Raw genomic sequence first — 15906 nt, forward strand, 5'->3', positions numbered from 1 at the left:
GTGCGTTGGCGAAGTGGGCTTACTTTGCCAGAAGCAGCGGGGCCCCGCCGGTCCTGGTCCTAAGCCAGAACGGACAATGGCGCGGCACGCGGCCGTCCCTGTCAGGCGGCGCGAACGTCGAGGAATCCGACCACGTGGTCGAGCACCGCGGCGTCGCGCAGCACGGCGCGATGGCCGAGGCCGCGGGTGGCCAGCAGTTGCCCCTGCGTCGCCCGGGCGATGCGGCGGGCGTCGTCGAAGGGGATGACCGCGTCGTCGTGGTCGTGCACCACCAGCAGCGGCCGGGCGATGCGCGCGGCGAGCTGGTCGATGTCCAGCGCCTCGGGCGCGATGCCGGTGCGGCGATGCATCTTCTCGAAGAAGCTGCGCCGCGCGGGCTCCGGCAGGCCGAGCCCGCGGCTCATGCGCGCCAGCACGCCGGCAAAGCCGGCCGGCGCCGCGATCGCCACCGTGCGCAGTGCGTCGAGCCCACGGCTCAGGGCCAGCAAGGCGGAGGCACCGCCCATCGAATGCCCCACCACCGCGTGCAGCGGGCCGAGTTCGGCCGCCACTTCCTGCAGCGCATCGGCGAACACCACCGGGTCGGCCTCGCGACCGGGCGAACGGCCATGCGCCGGCGCGTCGATCGCGATCAGCTGGTAGCCGCGCGCCGCCAGCCGTTCACCCAAGCCTCGGAATTGCGCCGCCCGTCCTTCCCATCCGTGCAGCGCCAGGATGCGCGGGCCCTGGTCGCCCCAGCGCAGGCCGGCCAGGCCGAAGCGGAAGGTCACCGGCACCGCGCCTTCGGGGTCGGGGCGCCGGGAGCGGGCCATGGGCCGGGTGGCGAGGCGGCGGGCCAGTTCGGCCGCGAGTTCGGGGGACAGCACGCCCAGCAGGCGGCCCAGCGGGCGGATCGGGAGGCGGGTCATGGCGGGTCCTATTCGGTTGCTTTATGCAACTTGAATGGAACTTACGCCTTTCGGTTGCTTGATGCAACTGGAATCCGTTAGGCTGGCCCCATGAAGCGAACTTCCTATTCAGGCATGGCCTGCCCGATGGCGCAGGCGCTGGAGCGGGTCGGCGAATGGTGGAGCCTGCTGATCCTGCGCGAGGCCTTCCGGGGCGCCCGCCGCTTCGGCGACTTCGAACGCCGGCTGGGCATCGCCAAGAACGTGCTGAGCGCGCGGCTCAAGCGCCTGGTCGAAGCCGGCGTGCTGGAACGCCGCCCTTCCGCCGACGATGCCCGCGAGGTCGAATACCGCCTCACGCCGAGCGGCAAGGACCTGGCCCCGGTGCTTATCGCGCTGGCGCAATGGGGTGACCGCTGGGTCTACGGTGGCCGCTCGCCGGTGCGCTTCGTCAACCGCCACACGGGCGTGCCCCTGGCCACCCTGGAGTTGCGCGACGCCGACGGTGGCCGCCTCGAGCTGCGCGACGTCGGGCTGCGACCTGCCGACGCCGAAGCCCCCTGATTCCCCACCTGCCCACGTCTTGTCCGGGTCGATCGATCCGGGCAAGGTGAAACGCTCAGCCGACGCCCGCGCCCGACATGACCACCTCGCCCTACCCGCACCTCTTCCAGCCGCTGGACCTCGGTTTCTGCACCCTGCCCAACCGCATCCTGATGGGCTCGATGCACACCGGCCTGGAAGACCACGCGCGCGACTTCCCGAAGCTGGCGGCCTACTTCCGCGAGCGTGCCGAGGGCGGCACGGGCCTGATGGTCACCGGCGGCATCTCGCCGAACTTGGTTGGCTGGCTCAAGCCCTTCGCCGGCAAACTCAGCTGGCCCTGGGAAATCCACAAGCACCGCATCGTCACCGACGCGGTGCACGGCGCCGGCGGCCGCATCTGCCTGCAAATCCTGCATGCCGGCCGCTACGCCGCGCACCCGCTGCTGGTGTCGGCCTCGAAGGTCAAGGCGCCGATCAGCCCGCTCACGCCGCGTGCGCTCACGGCCTGGGGCGTCGAGCGCCAGATCCGCGCCTTCGTCACCACGGCGAAGCTTGCCCGCGACGCGGGCTACGACGGCGTCGAGGTGATGGGTTCCGAGGGTTACCTGATCAACCAGTTCCTGTCGGCGCGCACCAACAAGCGCAACGACGCCTGGGGCGGCACGCCGGAGAAGCGCATGCGCTTCGCGGTCGAGATCGTGCGCCGCATCCGCGAGGCCGTGGGTCCGGATTTCATCCTCATCTACCGGCTTTCCATGCTGGAACTGGTCGAGGGTGGTTCGGCCTGGGACGAGATCGTGATGCAGGCCAAGGCCATCGAGGCCGCCGGCGCCACGATCATCAACACCGGCATCGGCTGGCACGAGGCGCGCGTGCCCACCATCGCCACCTCGGTGCCGCGCGGCGCCTTCGCCGGCGTCACCGCAAAGCTCAAGCCGCACGTGTCGGTGCCGCTGGTCGCGACCAATCGCATCAACATGCCCGAAGTGGCCGAGGGCATCCTTGCCGCGGGCCAGGCCGACATGGTGTCCATGGCCCGGCCGCTGCTGGCCGACCCGCAGTGGGCGAACAAGGCACGCGCCGGCCGGCGAGACGAAATCAATACCTGCATCGCCTGCAACCAGGCCTGCCTGGACCACGTGTTCGTCAACCGCAAGGCCAGCTGCCTGGTGAACCCGCGCGCGTGCGCCGAGACCGAACTGGTCTACACGCCCACCGCCGCGCCCAAGCGCATCGCCGTGGTCGGCGCCGGGCCGGCCGGGCTCGCCTGCGCCACCGTGGCCGCCGAACGCGGGCACCGGGTAACCCTGATCGACGCGGCCGGCGAAATCGGCGGCCAGTTCAACCTGGCCAAGAAGATCCCTGGCAAGGAAGAGTTCCACGAAACCCTGCGCTACTTCGGCAAGCGCATCGAACTGACGGGCGTCGAGTTGCGGCTGGGCCAGCGCGTTGACGCCGAAGCGCTGCTGGCCGGCGGCTACGACGAGATCGTGCTGGCCACCGGCATCCGCCCGCGCAAGGTGGCCTTTCCCGGGGCCGACCACCCGAAGGTGGTGAGCTACCTGGACGTGCTCACGGGCCGCGTGGTTCCGGGCGCCAAGGTGGCCATCATCGGCGCGGGCGGCATCGGCTTCGACGTGGCGGAGTACCTGGCCCACGAGGGCCCCTCGCCCAGCCTCGACACGGAGCGCTGGATGGCCGAGTGGGGCGTGGCGCCCGAGTTCGAGGGCCCCGGCGGCCTGGCCAGGCCCCGGCCGGAGGCCCCGGCCCGCCAGCTCTGGCTGCTCCAGCGCAGCCCCGGCAAGCCGGGCGCCCGCCTGGGCAAGACAACCGGCTGGATCCACCGCGCGGCCCTCAAGGCCAAGGCCGTGCAGGCCCTGGGCGGGGTGGAGTACCTGGGCGTGGACGACGCCGGCCTGCGCATCCGGGTGGACGGCCAGGAGCAGCTGCTGCCGGTGGACCACGTGGTGGTCTGCGCCGGCCAGGAGCCGCTGCGCGCGCTGGTGGAACCGCTGCAGGCGGCCGGCCGCGCCGCCCACCTGATCGGCGGCGCCGACGTGGCCGCGGAGCTCGACGCCAAGCGCGCCATCGACCAGGGCAGCCGCCTCGCGGCCGCCCTCTAAGCAATTACTCCAAGCCAAATCAAAGGCTTGGAAATTCCCGTTCAGGCAAGGTTGGATTATTACCCGTACCATGCGCCGCTGGATCGGTGCCCGGCCAAGGGCCGCACCGACTGAAACGGCCCCGCAGCGCATGGCTTCGCGGGGATTCCGGGGGCGCCCAACCTAGCCCGCCCCCCTGGAATGCGGGCAAGTCCCGTCCATCCCCAAAACGCCAGGCCGCAGGCCCTCCCCTCCCCCGTTGACCATTACGGGACCCGCCAGATGGCGGGCGGGAACTTGCGGCGCAACGGAGCAAGGAGTTCCGCCATGAAGTTGTCTTTCATCCTTTGGCTGGCCCAGATCCTGCCCCAGCCTGCCGCCGACCCCCTGTGCCTGGCGACGACGGTGTACCTGGAAGCCCGCAACCAGTCCGAACTGGGCCAGCGCGCGGTGGCCGAGGTGGCCCTGCGCCGCCGCGACAGCGGCCAGTGGGGCGATTCGGTCTGCGAGGTGGTCACCGCCCGCAAGCAGTTCGCACCGACCATCGTGAACCCCGGCCTGCGCATGAAGAACCTCGAGGCCTGGCAGCAGGCCGTCCAGGTCGCGTTCCAGGCCCAGCAGGACTGGCGCCTGCCGCCCGGCCAGCGCCACGAGGTGGTGCCCGGCGCCAGCCACTTCGCCGCCCTGGACCTGGCCAACCCGGCCTGGGCCGCCTCGCCCCGGGTGGCCACCATCGGCGACCACACTTTCTTCCGCGTGCAGCGCCTGAACCCGCCGGCAGCCGCGCCGGTGCCCACCGTCACCGTGGCCGCCCTGCCCGCCACTGCCCAGCGCATGGCCCCCTGAGGCATCCGGGTCCGGCGACAAAAAAGGCCGCGCATCGCTGCGCGGCCTTTTCTTTTGCCCCCGGGGCGCGGTCAGCGCTTGTCGAGCGGAACGAACTCGCGGTCCTCGGGACCGGTGTAGTTCGCGCTCGGGCGGATGATCTTGCCGTCGATGCGCTGCTCGATCACGTGCGCGCTCCAGCCGCTGGTGCGGGCGATGACGAACAGCGGGGTGAACATCGCCGTCGGCACGCCCATCATGTGGTAGGCCGAGGCGCTGTACCAGTCGAGGTTCGGGAACATCTTCTTGAGGTCCATCATCAGCGTCTCGATGCGCTCGCTGACGTCGAACAGGACCTGGTTGCCGCCCTCCTTGCAGAGCTTGCGGCTGATTTCCTTGATGATCGGGTTGCGCGGATCGCCGATGGTGTACACCGGGTGGCCGAAGCCGATGACGATTTCCTTGCGCTCGACGCGGGCGCGGATGTCGGCCTCCGCCTCGTCGGCGCTGCCGTAGCGCGCGATGATCTCCATCGCCACTTCGTTGGCCCCGCCGTGCTTCGGGCCGCGCAGCGCGCCGATGGCGCCGGTGATGCAGCTGAACAGGTCGGACCCGGTGCCGGCGATGACGCGGGCGGTGAAGGTGGAGGCGTTGAACTCGTGCTCGGCGTAGAGCACCAGCGACTGGTCCAGCGCGCGGGCGTGCGAGGCGCTCGGCGGTTCGCCGTGCAGCAGGTGCAGGAAGTGCGCGGCAATGGTGTCGTCGTCGGTCTCGACGTCGATGCGGCGGCCGTTGCGGGTGAAGTGCCACCAGTACAGCAGCATCGAGCCGAAGCTGGCCATCAGCTTGTCGGCGATGTCGCGGGCCTCGTTCACCGGGTGGCCGTCGCGCTCGGGCAGCACCGTGCCCAGCACCGAGCAGCCGGTGCGCAGCACGTCCATCGGGTGGGCGTTGGCCGGCACCAGCTCCAGCGCGTCGGTGACGATGGCCGGCAGGCCGCGCAGGCGGCGCAGCTTGGTCTTGTAGGCGGCCAGCTGGCTGGCGGTGGGCAGCGCGCCGTGCACCAGCAGGTGCGCCACTTCCTCGAAGCCGGCCTTCGTGGCCAGGTCGTGGATGTCGTAGCCGCGGTAATGCAGGTCGTTGCCGCTGCGGCCGACCGTGCACAGCGCTGTATTGCCCGCCGCGGTGCCGCTGAGGGCGACCGACTTCTTGGGCTTGGGCAGGTGGGTGTTTTCGCTCATCGGTGGCTCCTTGCTCAGTTTTTCTTCTGCGAGAACAGTTCGTCGAGCTTGTCTTCGTAGGCGTGGTAGCCCAGGAAGTCGTACAGCTCGGCGCGGGTCTGCAGCGTGTCGATGATGTTCTTCTGGGTGCCTTCGCGGCGTACGGTTTCGTAGAAGCCCAGCGCGGCCTTGTTCATGGCGCGGTAGGCGCCGCAGCAGTAAAGCGCGATGTCGACGCTGGCTTCGCGCAGCTCGTCCGTGGTGAAGAACGGGGTCGAGCCGAACTCGGTGAGGTTGGCGAGGATGGGCACTTTCACCGCGGCCTTGAAGCGGCGGTAGTCGTCCAGGGACTTCATGGCCTCGGGGAAGATCATGTCGGCGCCGGCCTCGACGTAGGCCACGGCGCGATCGATGGCGGCGTCGACGCCCTCCACCGCGGCGGCGTCGGTGCGCGCCATGATCACGAAGCCGGCGTCGGTGCGCGCGTCCACGGCGGCCTTGACCCGGTCCACCATTTCTTCCTTCGACACCACCTCCTTGCCCGGGCGGTGGCCGCAGCGCTTCTGGCCGACCTGGTCCTCCATGTGCACGGCGGCGACGCCGATGCGCTGGAAGGCCTTGATGGTGCGGCCGATGTTGAAGGCGCCGCCCCAGCCGGTGTCGATGTCCACCAGCAGCGGCATGCCGGTGGCGTCGACGATGCGGCGGGCGTCGGTGAGCACGTCTTCCATGGTGCTGATGCCGAGGTCGGGCACGCCCAGCGAATTGGCGGCCACGCCGCCGCCCGAGAGGTACAGCGCCTTGTAGCCCACGCGCTTGGCCATCAGGCCGGCGTAGGCGGTGATGGCGCCCATCACCTGCAGCGGGGATTCTTCCCTGACGGCGGCGCGGAAGCGCGCGCCATTCGAAACTTCGGACATGCTTGACTCCATGCTTGCGTCGGCGGATCGATCAACGGTTGATGCGGGCCATCGTCCATCCTTGTTCGGATCGGCGAAGCGCGCCCATGTCGAAACCATTGAGCTCGAAATCCACGGATTGGCCCACGCGGGCGGGATCGGAATAAACGAGGGCGTGGCGGACCACTGGGTCGGAAACCGGTACCTGGGCCCGGGTGGTGCGTTCGGTGGTGAAGAAGTTGTAGTGCGGCTTGAATTCCAGCTCGGGATGGCTGGAGACGGCGCAGAACTCCGCATCCACCAACACCACCGACGGCAGCAGGACCTCGCCGGGACGGCCGAGGTTGAGGTCGGGCGTCACCTGGAACTCGAGGGCGTAGGGCTTCTTCAGGGCCGGCAGGACCACCACCACGACCAGGCTCTCTCCCGTGGCGAATCGCGCGATCGGGCTCTTTCCCGCCTCGAGCCTGAGCATCCTGCCGACCGCGCCGCCCGGCTTGGCCTTGGGCGCGCCCGCCAGTTCGGGCCAGCATTCGCGAACCGTATCCGCACTCCCGCCGCCCCCGGGACCGGCGGCCCCGGCAACGGGGGCCGCGCTGGCCAGGATGGCGGCGAGCAGCAGCGGATAGGTGCGCTGCACGCGATCGCGCCTCAGAGCAGGTGGGCGACGCCGGCGCGCTCTTCCTCGAGCTCGGCCAGGGTCTTGTCCATCATCGAGCGCGAGTACTCGTCGACTTCCAGGCCCTGCACGATCTCGTACTTGCCGTCCTTGCAGGTGACCGGGAAGCCGTACATCACGTCCTTCGGGATGCCGTAGCTGCCGTCCGACGGGATGCCCATGGTGGTCCACTTGCCGTTCGTGCCCAGCGACCAGTCGCGGATGTGGTCGATGGCGGCGTTGGCGGCCGAAGCGGCCGAGCTCAGGCCGCGGGCCTCGATGATGGCGGCGCCGCGCTTGCCGACCTTCGGGATGAAGGTCTCGCGGTTCCAGGCCTCGTCGCCGATCTTGTCCTTGAGCGAGGCGCCATTCGCGGTGGCGAAGCGGTAGTCCGGGTACATGGTCGGGCTGTGGTTGCCCCACACGACCAGCTTCTCGATGTCGGCCACGGCCACGCCGGCGCGGATGGCCAGCTGCGACAGGGCGCGGTTGTGGTCAAGGCGCAGCATGGCGGTGAAGTTGCGCGGGTCGAGGTCGGGCGCCGACTTCATGGCGATGTAGGCATTGGTGTTGGCCGGGTTGCCCACCACCAGCACCTTCACGTTGCGCGAGGCGACGGCGTTGAGCGCCTTGCCCTGCACGGTGAAGATCTCGGCGTTCTTGAGCAGCAGGTCCTTGCGCTCCATGCCCGGGCCGCGCGGCATCGCGCCGACCAGCAGGGCCACGTCGGCGTCCTTGAAGGCCACCATCGGGTCGTCGGTGCCGACCATGCCGGCCAGCAGCGGGAACGCGCAGTCCTCGAGCTCCATCATCACGCCGCGCAGCGCGGCCTGGGCCTTCTCCATCGGCAGCTCGAGCATCTGCAGGATGACCGGCTGGTCCTTGCCGAGCATCTCGCCCGAGGCGATGCGGAACAGCAGGGAATAGCCGATCTGGCCGGCGGCGCCGGTCACGGCAACACGGACGGGGTTCTTCATGTGGGGTCTCCTCAATTCAGTTCTGCGAAGAATTCCTGGATCCGCTGCAGGCCCTTGGGCAGCTGCTCGGTCGGGCAGGTGTAGCTGATGCGCAGCGCGCGCGGCTCGCCGAAGGCCGAGCCGGGCACGCAGGCCACGCCCTTGGCTTCGAGCAGCACGGAGCAGAAATCGACGTCGTTGGCGATCTTCACGCCCTTGTGCGACTTGCCGAAGGCGCAGCTGATGTCCGGGAACACGTAGAACGCGCCCTGCGGCTTCGGGCAGACGACGCCGGGGATGGCATTCATGGTGTCCACCACCAGGTCGCGCTTGGCCTGAAACTCGGCGCACTTGCTGGTGGGCACGTCCTGCGGGCCGGTGAGCGCGGCGATGGCAGCGGCCACGACCACTTCGGGCAGGTTGGTGATGTGGGTGGAGTTGAGCACCGTGAGCGCCTTGGCCACCACTTCCGGGCCGGCCATGAAGCCGACGCGCCAGCCGGGCATGCCGTAGGTCTTGCTCAGCGAGTCGACGAAGATGGTGCGCTCGCGCAGCTCCGGGCGGAACTGCACGAAGTTGTGGTAGCCCAGTCCGTCGAACACCATGGTGTTGTAGATGTCGTCGGTGATGACCCAGGTGTCCGGGTGCTTCGCCACCACGTCGGCCAGCGCCGCGATCTCGTCGCGGGTGTAGACCATGCCGGTCGGGTTGTTCGGGTTGTTGAACAGGAAGACCTTGGGCTTGGTCGCCAGCGCGGCGTCGAGCTGGGCCGGGGTGAGCTTGTAGTCCTGGCTGGCCGGGCACGGCAGCTCGAGGATCTTCGCGTTCAGCACCTCGGCGATGTCGGCGTAGGTGGTCCAGTAGGGCGTGGCATAGGCGATGGTGTCGCCTTCGTCCAGCAGCGCCTCGGCCAGGTTGTAGAGGATGTGCTTGGCGCCGATGCCGGTGGCGCAGTGCATGCGCGTATAACCGGTGAGGCCGAGCGCTTCGATGTGCTTGAGGAAGGCATCGAGCAGGGCGTCGGAGCCGCGGTTGCTGCCGTACTGGCCGCTGTCCTTGGCCAGCGCCTCGCGGGCGGCGGCGTAGACGTGTTCGCCGGGCAGGAAGTTGGGGACGCCAATGGAGAAACTGACGATGTCGCGGCCTTCGGCCTTGAGCTTCTTCGCCTTTTCGGCGACGGCCATGATGGCGCTGGGCTTGGCACGGCCCATGCGCTGAGCGAGCTGGGGCATCACTATCCTCGCGTGCTTGGTTGGCGGGATGGAAAACCGGTAAAGGATACCACGCCACCCTCCCCGGCCGGCCCGCCGGGGACTTGCCTGCGGGCCCGGATCAGGCACTCTGGCGGCAGGAGGAGCCCATGTCCGCAATGCGCCGCCACCGCCGGACAGCACCCGCCGCCGCCCTCGCGCTGGCCGCGCTGCTGGGCCTGTCCGCCGGCCATGCCGGCGCGGGCCCTGAACAGGTCGCCGCGGACGGGGACGGACGCCCCCTGCGGATCCAGGGCAGCGTCGTGGTGGTCGAGCCCGACATCGAACTGAGCGAGGTCACGGCCGGCGGCATGACCGAGCCGCGACGCGACTGGTCCGAGGCCGCGCGGCGCCGGTATCCGACGGCGGTGGCCGAACGGCTGGCCGCGGCCGGCGTGGGCCGCCGCCCCGATTTCGACGTGCCCGACGACCTGCCCGCCAGTTCACGGCTCGGCCAGGTGCTGCGCCTGAACGAGGCCGTCGCACTCAGCATCGCCTACCACGCCCGCCCCGGCAGCGAACTCGCCACCAAGGGCGACCGACTGGACTGGACGCTGGGCGGCGGCGTCTCGGAGCTGCGCGCGGCCACCGGCGCCGACTACGCACTTTTCACCTACGTGCGCGACAGCTATGCCAGCGACGGCCGCAAGGCGCTGCGGGTGCTGGGCCTGGTGGCCGGCGCGGCCTTCGGTGGCGTGGTGGACATCGGCGGCGGGCGCCAGGTGGGCGTGGCCACGCTGGTGGACCTGCGCAACGGGCGGGTGGTGTGGTTCAACCGCATCGCGCGGCAGACGGGCGACCTGCGCGACGAGGCCGGCGCACGCGCCACGGCCGGCGAACTGCTGCAGGGCCTGCCGCTGTGACCGCGGCCAGCCTGCCGCTATGGCTGGCCCTGGCGGCTGCCGGCGCGGCCGTGCCGCCCGCCGCACTGCCGGGCCACGTGCCGGAGCGCGGCAGCGTGGAAGACGAGCTGCGCTACGCCATGGACCGCGCCGAACGCGAACTGCGCGAACACCCGCTGCGCGTGCGCGACGCCGCGCTGGAAGCCTATGTCCACGACGTGGCTTGCCGCGTCGCCGGCGAGTATTGCGGCGAGTTGCGCGTTTACGTCATCGAGCAGCCCTGGTTCAACGCCTCGATGGCGCCCAACGGCATGCTGGTGGTGTGGACCGGCGCCCTGCTGCGCTGCCGGGACGAAGCCGAGCTGGCCATGGTGCTGGGGCATGAATTCGCGCATTTCCGGCAGCGCCATTCGCTGGTGCAGTGGCGCAAGGCCAAGCGCACCAGCGCGTTCCTCGGCACCTTCGGGCTGGTGGCCTGGGGCGCCGGTGCCGCGGCCGCGGGTCCGGCGGCCAGCCTGCTGGGCGCCGCCTCGATGTACGGGCATTCGCGGGAGGCCGAGCGCGAGGCCGACGCCATCGGCCTGGCCGCCGCCGTCGCCCAAGGGTATGAAGCAGCCGCGGCACCAAGGCTCTGGCAACGCATGAAGGCCGAGGAAGACGCCCGCCGGCACGGCAAGCCGCTGCCCGTCTTCGCCACCCACCCGCGCACGGCGGAGCGGCTGGCGGACGTCACCGCAGCCGCGGCGAGGCTGCCGGCCGGCGGCGAATCCGGCCGCGACCGCCACCAGGCCGCTGTGGCGCCCCACTTCGCCCGCTGGCTGCGTGGCGAACTGTCGAGGCGCATGTACGACAGTTCGGCACGGGTCATCGGCGACTTGCTCGCCGACGCGCCACCAGCCCGCCAGTCGCTGCTCTCCTACTACCTTTCCGAAGCGCACCGTCGCCGCGGCGGGCCCGGCGATGCGGCGCGCGCCGCGGAGCTGCTGGCGCGGTCACTGGCCCTGCCCGACCCGCCGGCCGAAGCCTGGCGCGACCATGGCCTGGCCCTGCGCGACGCCGGCCACCACGAGGAAGCCTCGGCGTCCCTGCGCCGCTACCTGGCACTGTCACCCGAAGCGGACGACGCCGAGTTCATCGCCAGCTACCTGGCAAGTCCGGAGCCCGGCCGATGACGCGCCTGCTCCTGTCTTTCGCCACCCTCCTGCTGCTGGCCGCCTGCGCCGGCGCCGGCGGCACGCTGCAGCCCGCCGGCCGGGTGCAGGTGTTCGACCTGCAGCTGGAAACCTCGCTCGACTGGGCCCGAATCAAGGGGGCTCGCCAGGAGCTTTGGACGGTGGACGGTACGCCGTTGAACCAGCTCAACATCGTCTCGCGGGTGAAACCGGGAGAGCACGTGTTCCAGGGCAGCAAGGCCACGAAGCGGCGCCCCGACGGCCCGTGGTTCCGCCCGGGCATGCGGCCGGACGAAATCCGCGACCTGGTGGCCGACGGCCTGGCCCTCTCGGGCTGGTCGGCCGTGCAGGCACAGGGCCTGCGGCCAGCCGACTTCGGCGGCGTGCCGGGCCTGCGCTTCGAGCTGAGCCTGGCCAACGGCCGTGGCTTGCGCTACCGCGGCCAGGCCGCGGCGGCGGAGCGCGACGGGCGCCTCACCCTTCTGGTGTGGCTGGCGCCCGAGGAGCATTACTACCCGCGCGACGCCGAAGCGGTGTCGCGCACGCTGGACAGGCTGCGTTTCCTGCCCTGAGCCTGGTCAGGCGTCGAGCACCTTGTTCCAGTCGGCCACGCGCGCGGCCTGGGCGGCCAGCAGCGGGGCGGTGTCGCCCTCGATGCGCACGCTTTCGATCTTGTCGCCGCCGCGCACCGCGTCCACGACCTGCTGGTCGCCGGCGCCGATGACTTCGCCGAACACGGTGTGCTTGCCGTCCAGCCACGGGGTGGCCACGTGGGTGATGAAGAACTGGCTGCCGTTGGTGCCCGGGCCTGCGTTGGCCATGGACAGCACGCCCGGCTTGTCGTGGCGCAGGTCGGCGCGGCACTCGTCCTCGAAGCGGTAGCCCGGGCCGCCCGTGCCGGTGCCCTTGGGGCAACCGCCCTGGATCATGAAGTCGGGGATCACGCGGTGGAAGCTCAGGCCATCGTAGAAGCCGCGCTGGGCCAGGTTGACGAAGCTGGCCACGGTGACCGGGGCCTTGTCGGCGTGCAGGCGGACGCGGATCGGCCCGCGGGAGGTGGTGAAGACAGCGGTCAGGGACATTTCAGGCTCCGGTAACGGGTGCCGGGCGGGTCCCGGCGGGCCGCCTAGGATGCCACAGCTGCCACCCCGGGGGCCGTCCGGGGCGCCGTTCGGTGATATACTGTCAGACTCATTTTCCTACGAGACAGCGCCCCCGGCGCCCATTCGCATGTCCATCGAAAAGCTCCGCAACATCGCCATCGTCGCCCACGTCGACCATGGCAAGACCACCCTGGTGGACCAGCTGCTCAAGCAGTCCAACACCCTGGGTGAACGCCAGCAGCTCGCCGAGCGCGCGATGGACAGCAACGACCTGGAAAAGGAACGCGGCATCACCATCCTTTCCAAGAACACGGCCATCCGCTGGACGTCGCCGGAAGGCGAGGAATACCGCATCAACATCGTCGACACGCCGGGCCACGCCGACTTCGGCGGCGAGGTCGAGCGCGTGCTGTCCATGGTGGACTCGGTGCTGATCCTGGTGGACGCGATGGACGGCCCGATGCCGCAGACCCGCTTCGTCACCCAGAAGGCGTTCGCGATGGGCTTCAAGCCGATCGTGGTGATCAACAAGGTCGACCGCCCGGGCGCGCGCCCTGACTGGGTGCTCAACCAGACCTTCGACCTGTTCGACCGCCTGGGCGCCACCGACGAGCAGCTCGATTTCACCGTGGTCTACGCCTCGGGCCTGAACGGCTACGCCGGCATGGACGAATCGGTTCGCTCGGGCGACATGACCGCGCTGTTCCAGACCATCGTGGACAAGGTCCCGCCGCCGCCGGTGGACATGGACGGCCCGTTCCAGATGCGCATCACCTCGCTCGACTACAACAACTACGTCGGCATCATCGGCGTCGGCCGCGTGCAGCGCGGCACCATCCGCACCAACCAGCCGGTCACCGTGGTGGCCCGCGACGGCAAGGTGCGCAACGCCAAGGTGCTGCAGGTGCTCGGCTTCATGGGCCTGGAGCGCCACGAGGTGAAGGAAGCGCGCGCCGGCGACATCATCGCCATTTCGGGCATCGAAGGCCTGGGCATCTCCGACACCGTCTGCGACGTCTCGGCCCCCGAGCAGCTGCCGGTGCTCACCGTCGACGAGCCCACGATCTCGATGACCTTCCAGGTCAACGACTCGCCCTTCGCCGGCAACAAGGACCGCAGCGGCGGCAAGTTCCTCACCTCGCGCCAGCTGCGCGACCGCCTAATGCGCGAGACCCAGCACAACGTGGCGCTGAAGGTCGAGGACACCGGCGACGCCGACAAGTTCAAGGTCAGCGGCCGCGGCGAACTGCACCTCTCGATCCTCATCGAAACCATGCGCCGCGAGGGCTACGAGCTGGCCGTATCGCGCCCCGAGGTGATCATCAAGGACATCGACGGCGTGAAGTCCGAGCCGTTCGAGTCGCTGGTGGTGGACCTCGAGGAGCAGTACCAGGGCGGCGTGATGCAGCGCCTGGGCGAGCGCCGCGCGCTCCTGCAGAACATGGAGCCGGACGGCAAGGGTCGCGTGCGCATGGACTTCATCATCCCGGCGCGTGGCCTGATCGGCTTCCAGACCGAATTCCGCACCATCACCGCCGGCACCGGCCTGCTCTTCCACGTCTTCGACCATTACGCGCCGAAGCAGGAAGGCGAGATCGGCCAGCGCCAGAACGGCGTGCTGATCTCCAACGGCACCGGCCCGTCGCCGGCCTATGCGCAGATCGCCATGCAGGAGCGCGGCCGCCTGATGATCGAGCCGGGCGAGGAAATCTACGAAGGCCAGATCGTCGGCATCCACGCCAAGGACAACGACCTCACCGTCAACGCCCTGCGCGGCAAGCAGCTGACCAACTTCCGCGCCTCGGGCACCGACAAGGACGAGGGCCTGATCCCGCCGGTGAAGTTCTCGCTCGAACAGGCGCTGGAGTTCATCGACGACGACGAGCTGGTCGAGATCACCCCGGTCGCCATCCGCCTGCGCAAGAAGTTCCGCACCGAAAACGACCGCAAGAAGGCCTCGCGCGCCGGCTGATCCCCGCCTGCGGACCTGCCACCGATGAGCCCCGAGCTCTGGTTGCTGACCGGGCTGGCCGGCTTCGCCGCCGGCCTGCTCGACAGCATCGTCGGCGGCGGCGGCCTGATCCTCACGCCCGCGATGCTCAACCTGCATCCGGGCCTGAACATCCTCCAGACCATCGCCACCCAGCGCACCAGTTCGCTGCTGGGCACCAGCGTCGCGGCCTGGAACTACTTCCGCCACCTCACGGTGGAGCGCCGCATCGTGCTGCCGGCGCTGCTGGCCGCGCTCGCCGCCTCGGCGGTGGGCGTTCAGTTCGCCAAGCGCATCGAACCCGACGTGCTCAAGCTCGTGGTGCTCTCCGTGTGCGTGGTGCTGGCGGTGTACACCGTGCTGCGCAAGGACCTGGGCACGCGCGAGCAGCGCCGTTTCGCGCCCCGCCGCGAGGCCGTGGCCGCGGCCCTGGTCGGCGCCGCCTGCGGCTTCTACAACGGCCTGATCGGCCCCGGCACGGGCACGTTGCTGGTGTTCGCCTTCGTCAGCGTGATCGGGCTGGACTTCCTGAAGTCCTCGGCGGTGTCGAAGTCCACCAACGTGGCCGCCGACCTGTCCTCGTGGGCGGTGCTGGCCGCGAGCGGCTTCGTGCAATGGGCGCTGGCGGTGCCGCTGATCGTCGGCAACATGCTGGGCAGCTACGTCGGCAGCCGGCTGGCCATCCGCCAGGGCGACCGCTTCATCCGGCTGCTGTTCCTGGGCGTGGTGCTGGCGCTGGTGGCCCGCATCGCCTGGGACCTGCTGCGCTAGGACCGCGCCGCGGGTCACGCCGTCGCAACGCGGGAGTTGTCTAGACTCCACGGGTTCGTCCCCGGAGCCCGCCATGCGTCCTGCCGCCCTGCCCCTGCTTTGCCTTGCCGCCGCGTTCGCCGCCTCGACCCCGGCATGCGCCGACACCCTCGTGGTGCTCAACAAGGCCGCCGACACCGCCACCCTGCTCGACCTGGCCAGCGGCCGCGAGCGCGCCACGGTCGCCGTGGGCGCCGGCCCGCACGAAGCCGCGGTCAGCCCGGACGGGCGCTGGGCCCTGGTGGCCAACTACGGCCGACCCGGCGCACCGGGCAACAGCCTGAGCCTGGTGGACGTGGCCGCCGCACGGGTGGTGGCCATGCACCGGCTGGGGCGCTACGACCGCCCGCATGGCATCGCCTGGCACGGCGATACCGCCTGGGTGACCGCCGAGGGCCAGCGGGCGCTGGTGGGCTGGTCGGCGCGCACCGGCGAACGCGTGGCGGTGCTTCCGACCGACCAGGCGGGTTCGCACATGGTCGCCCTGCACCCCGACGGCAGCCGCGCCTATGTTTCGAACCTGGGCGATGACTCGGTGACCGTGATCGACCTGGAAAAGGGCGAACGCCTGGGCGTCTGGAAGACCGGCGACGGCGCCGAGGGCATCGCCGTTTCGCCCGACGGCCGCGAGCTCTGGGTGGGCCAC

At 70.2% G+C, this 15906-nt stretch carries 14 protein-coding genes and 1 pseudogene; 8 read left to right on the forward strand and 7 right to left on the reverse strand.

Annotated elements, in window-relative coordinates:
• Positions 1-101 precede the first annotated feature (101 nt).
• On the reverse strand, positions 102-908 hold the full coding sequence (locus N790_RS14310; RefSeq protein WP_043805356.1) for an alpha/beta hydrolase: 807 nt from the start codon (positions 906-908) through the stop codon (positions 102-104).
• Positions 909-998: 90 nt separating this feature from the next.
• Between N790_RS14310 and N790_RS14315 the strand changes: the two genes are divergently transcribed.
• The 3 genes and pseudogenes from N790_RS14315 to N790_RS14325 form a co-directional block, all read left to right on the forward strand.
• Complete coding sequence (locus tag N790_RS14315; RefSeq protein ID WP_043805358.1) at positions 999-1451, forward strand: winged helix-turn-helix transcriptional regulator; 453 nt, start codon at positions 999-1001, stop codon at positions 1449-1451.
• Between the two features lie 77 nt (positions 1452-1528).
• The gene (locus N790_RS14320; RefSeq protein ID WP_043805359.1) at positions 1529-3556 is read left to right on the forward strand and encodes an NADPH-dependent 2,4-dienoyl-CoA reductase; all 2028 of its coding nucleotides are present in this window, start codon (positions 1529-1531) and stop codon (positions 3554-3556) included.
• Positions 3557-3862: 306 nt separating this feature from the next.
• Positions 3863-4321: pseudogene (locus N790_RS14325) on the forward strand (cell wall hydrolase); the annotation flags it as partial.
• 131 nt (positions 4322-4452) lie between these two features.
• Here the strand turns inward: N790_RS14325 and prpC are convergent.
• From prpC to N790_RS14350, 5 genes are read right to left on the reverse strand one after another with little or no spacing between them, the layout of a single operon-like run.
• Entirely contained in the window at positions 4453-5601 is a 1149-nt protein-coding gene (gene prpC, locus N790_RS14330; protein ID WP_043805360.1) for a bifunctional 2-methylcitrate synthase/citrate synthase, read from the reverse strand.
• Between the two features lie 14 nt (positions 5602-5615).
• Positions 5616-6500 (reverse strand): methylisocitrate lyase, encoded by an 885-nt coding sequence (gene prpB, locus N790_RS14335; RefSeq protein ID WP_043805361.1) that lies wholly within the window; start codon positions 6498-6500, stop codon positions 5616-5618.
• 31 nt (positions 6501-6531) lie between these two features.
• A complete protein-coding gene (locus tag N790_RS14340) occupies positions 6532-7119 on the reverse strand; it encodes a hypothetical protein (protein ID WP_043805363.1) in 588 nt (195 codons plus the stop codon).
• Between the two features lie 11 nt (positions 7120-7130).
• Complete coding sequence (locus N790_RS14345; protein WP_043805364.1) at positions 7131-8114, reverse strand: malate dehydrogenase; 984 nt, start codon at positions 8112-8114, stop codon at positions 7131-7133.
• 11 nt (positions 8115-8125) lie between these two features.
• The gene (locus N790_RS14350) at positions 8126-9325 is read right to left on the reverse strand and encodes an aminotransferase class I/II-fold pyridoxal phosphate-dependent enzyme (protein ID WP_043805365.1); all 1200 of its coding nucleotides are present in this window, start codon (positions 9323-9325) and stop codon (positions 8126-8128) included.
• Positions 9326-9453: 128 nt separating this feature from the next.
• Here N790_RS14350 and N790_RS14355 point away from each other — a divergent pair, with 128 nt between their 5' ends.
• Genes N790_RS14355 through N790_RS14365 form a run of 3 tightly spaced genes read left to right on the forward strand, consistent with a single transcriptional unit; the run spans position 9454 to position 11929 of the window.
• Entirely contained in the window at positions 9454-10206 is a 753-nt protein-coding gene (locus N790_RS14355) for a hypothetical protein (protein ID WP_156970105.1), read from the forward strand.
• Complete coding sequence (locus N790_RS14360) at positions 10203-11357, forward strand: M48 family metallopeptidase (protein WP_043805366.1); 1155 nt, start codon at positions 10203-10205, stop codon at positions 11355-11357. The genes N790_RS14355 and N790_RS14360 overlap by 4 nt, the downstream gene beginning before the upstream one ends.
• Positions 11354-11929 (forward strand): hypothetical protein, encoded by a 576-nt coding sequence (locus N790_RS14365; RefSeq protein WP_043805367.1) that lies wholly within the window; start codon positions 11354-11356, stop codon positions 11927-11929. Before N790_RS14360 ends, N790_RS14365 begins: the two co-directional genes overlap by 4 nt.
• A gap of 6 nt (positions 11930-11935) precedes the next feature.
• Here the strand turns inward: N790_RS14365 and N790_RS14370 are convergent, their stop codons facing one another.
• Positions 11936-12439, reverse strand: a complete 504-nt coding sequence (locus N790_RS14370; protein WP_043805368.1) for a peptidylprolyl isomerase — start codon at positions 12437-12439, stop codon at positions 11936-11938.
• 148 nt (positions 12440-12587) lie between these two features.
• Between N790_RS14370 and typA the strand changes: the two genes are divergently transcribed.
• Positions 12588-14432: a translational GTPase TypA gene (typA, locus tag N790_RS14375; protein ID WP_043805369.1), complete on the forward strand. Its 1845-nt coding sequence runs from the start codon at positions 12588-12590 to the stop codon at positions 14430-14432.
• A gap of 24 nt (positions 14433-14456) precedes the next feature.
• Positions 14457-15221 (forward strand): sulfite exporter TauE/SafE family protein, encoded by a 765-nt coding sequence (locus N790_RS14380; RefSeq protein ID WP_043805370.1) that lies wholly within the window; start codon positions 14457-14459, stop codon positions 15219-15221.
• Positions 15222-15906: the final 685 nt, after the last annotated feature.

This window comes from Arenimonas malthae CC-JY-1 (genome assembly GCF_000747075.1).
In the GTDB taxonomy this organism is placed as follows: Bacteria; Pseudomonadota; Gammaproteobacteria; order Xanthomonadales; family Xanthomonadaceae; genus Arenimonas; species Arenimonas malthae.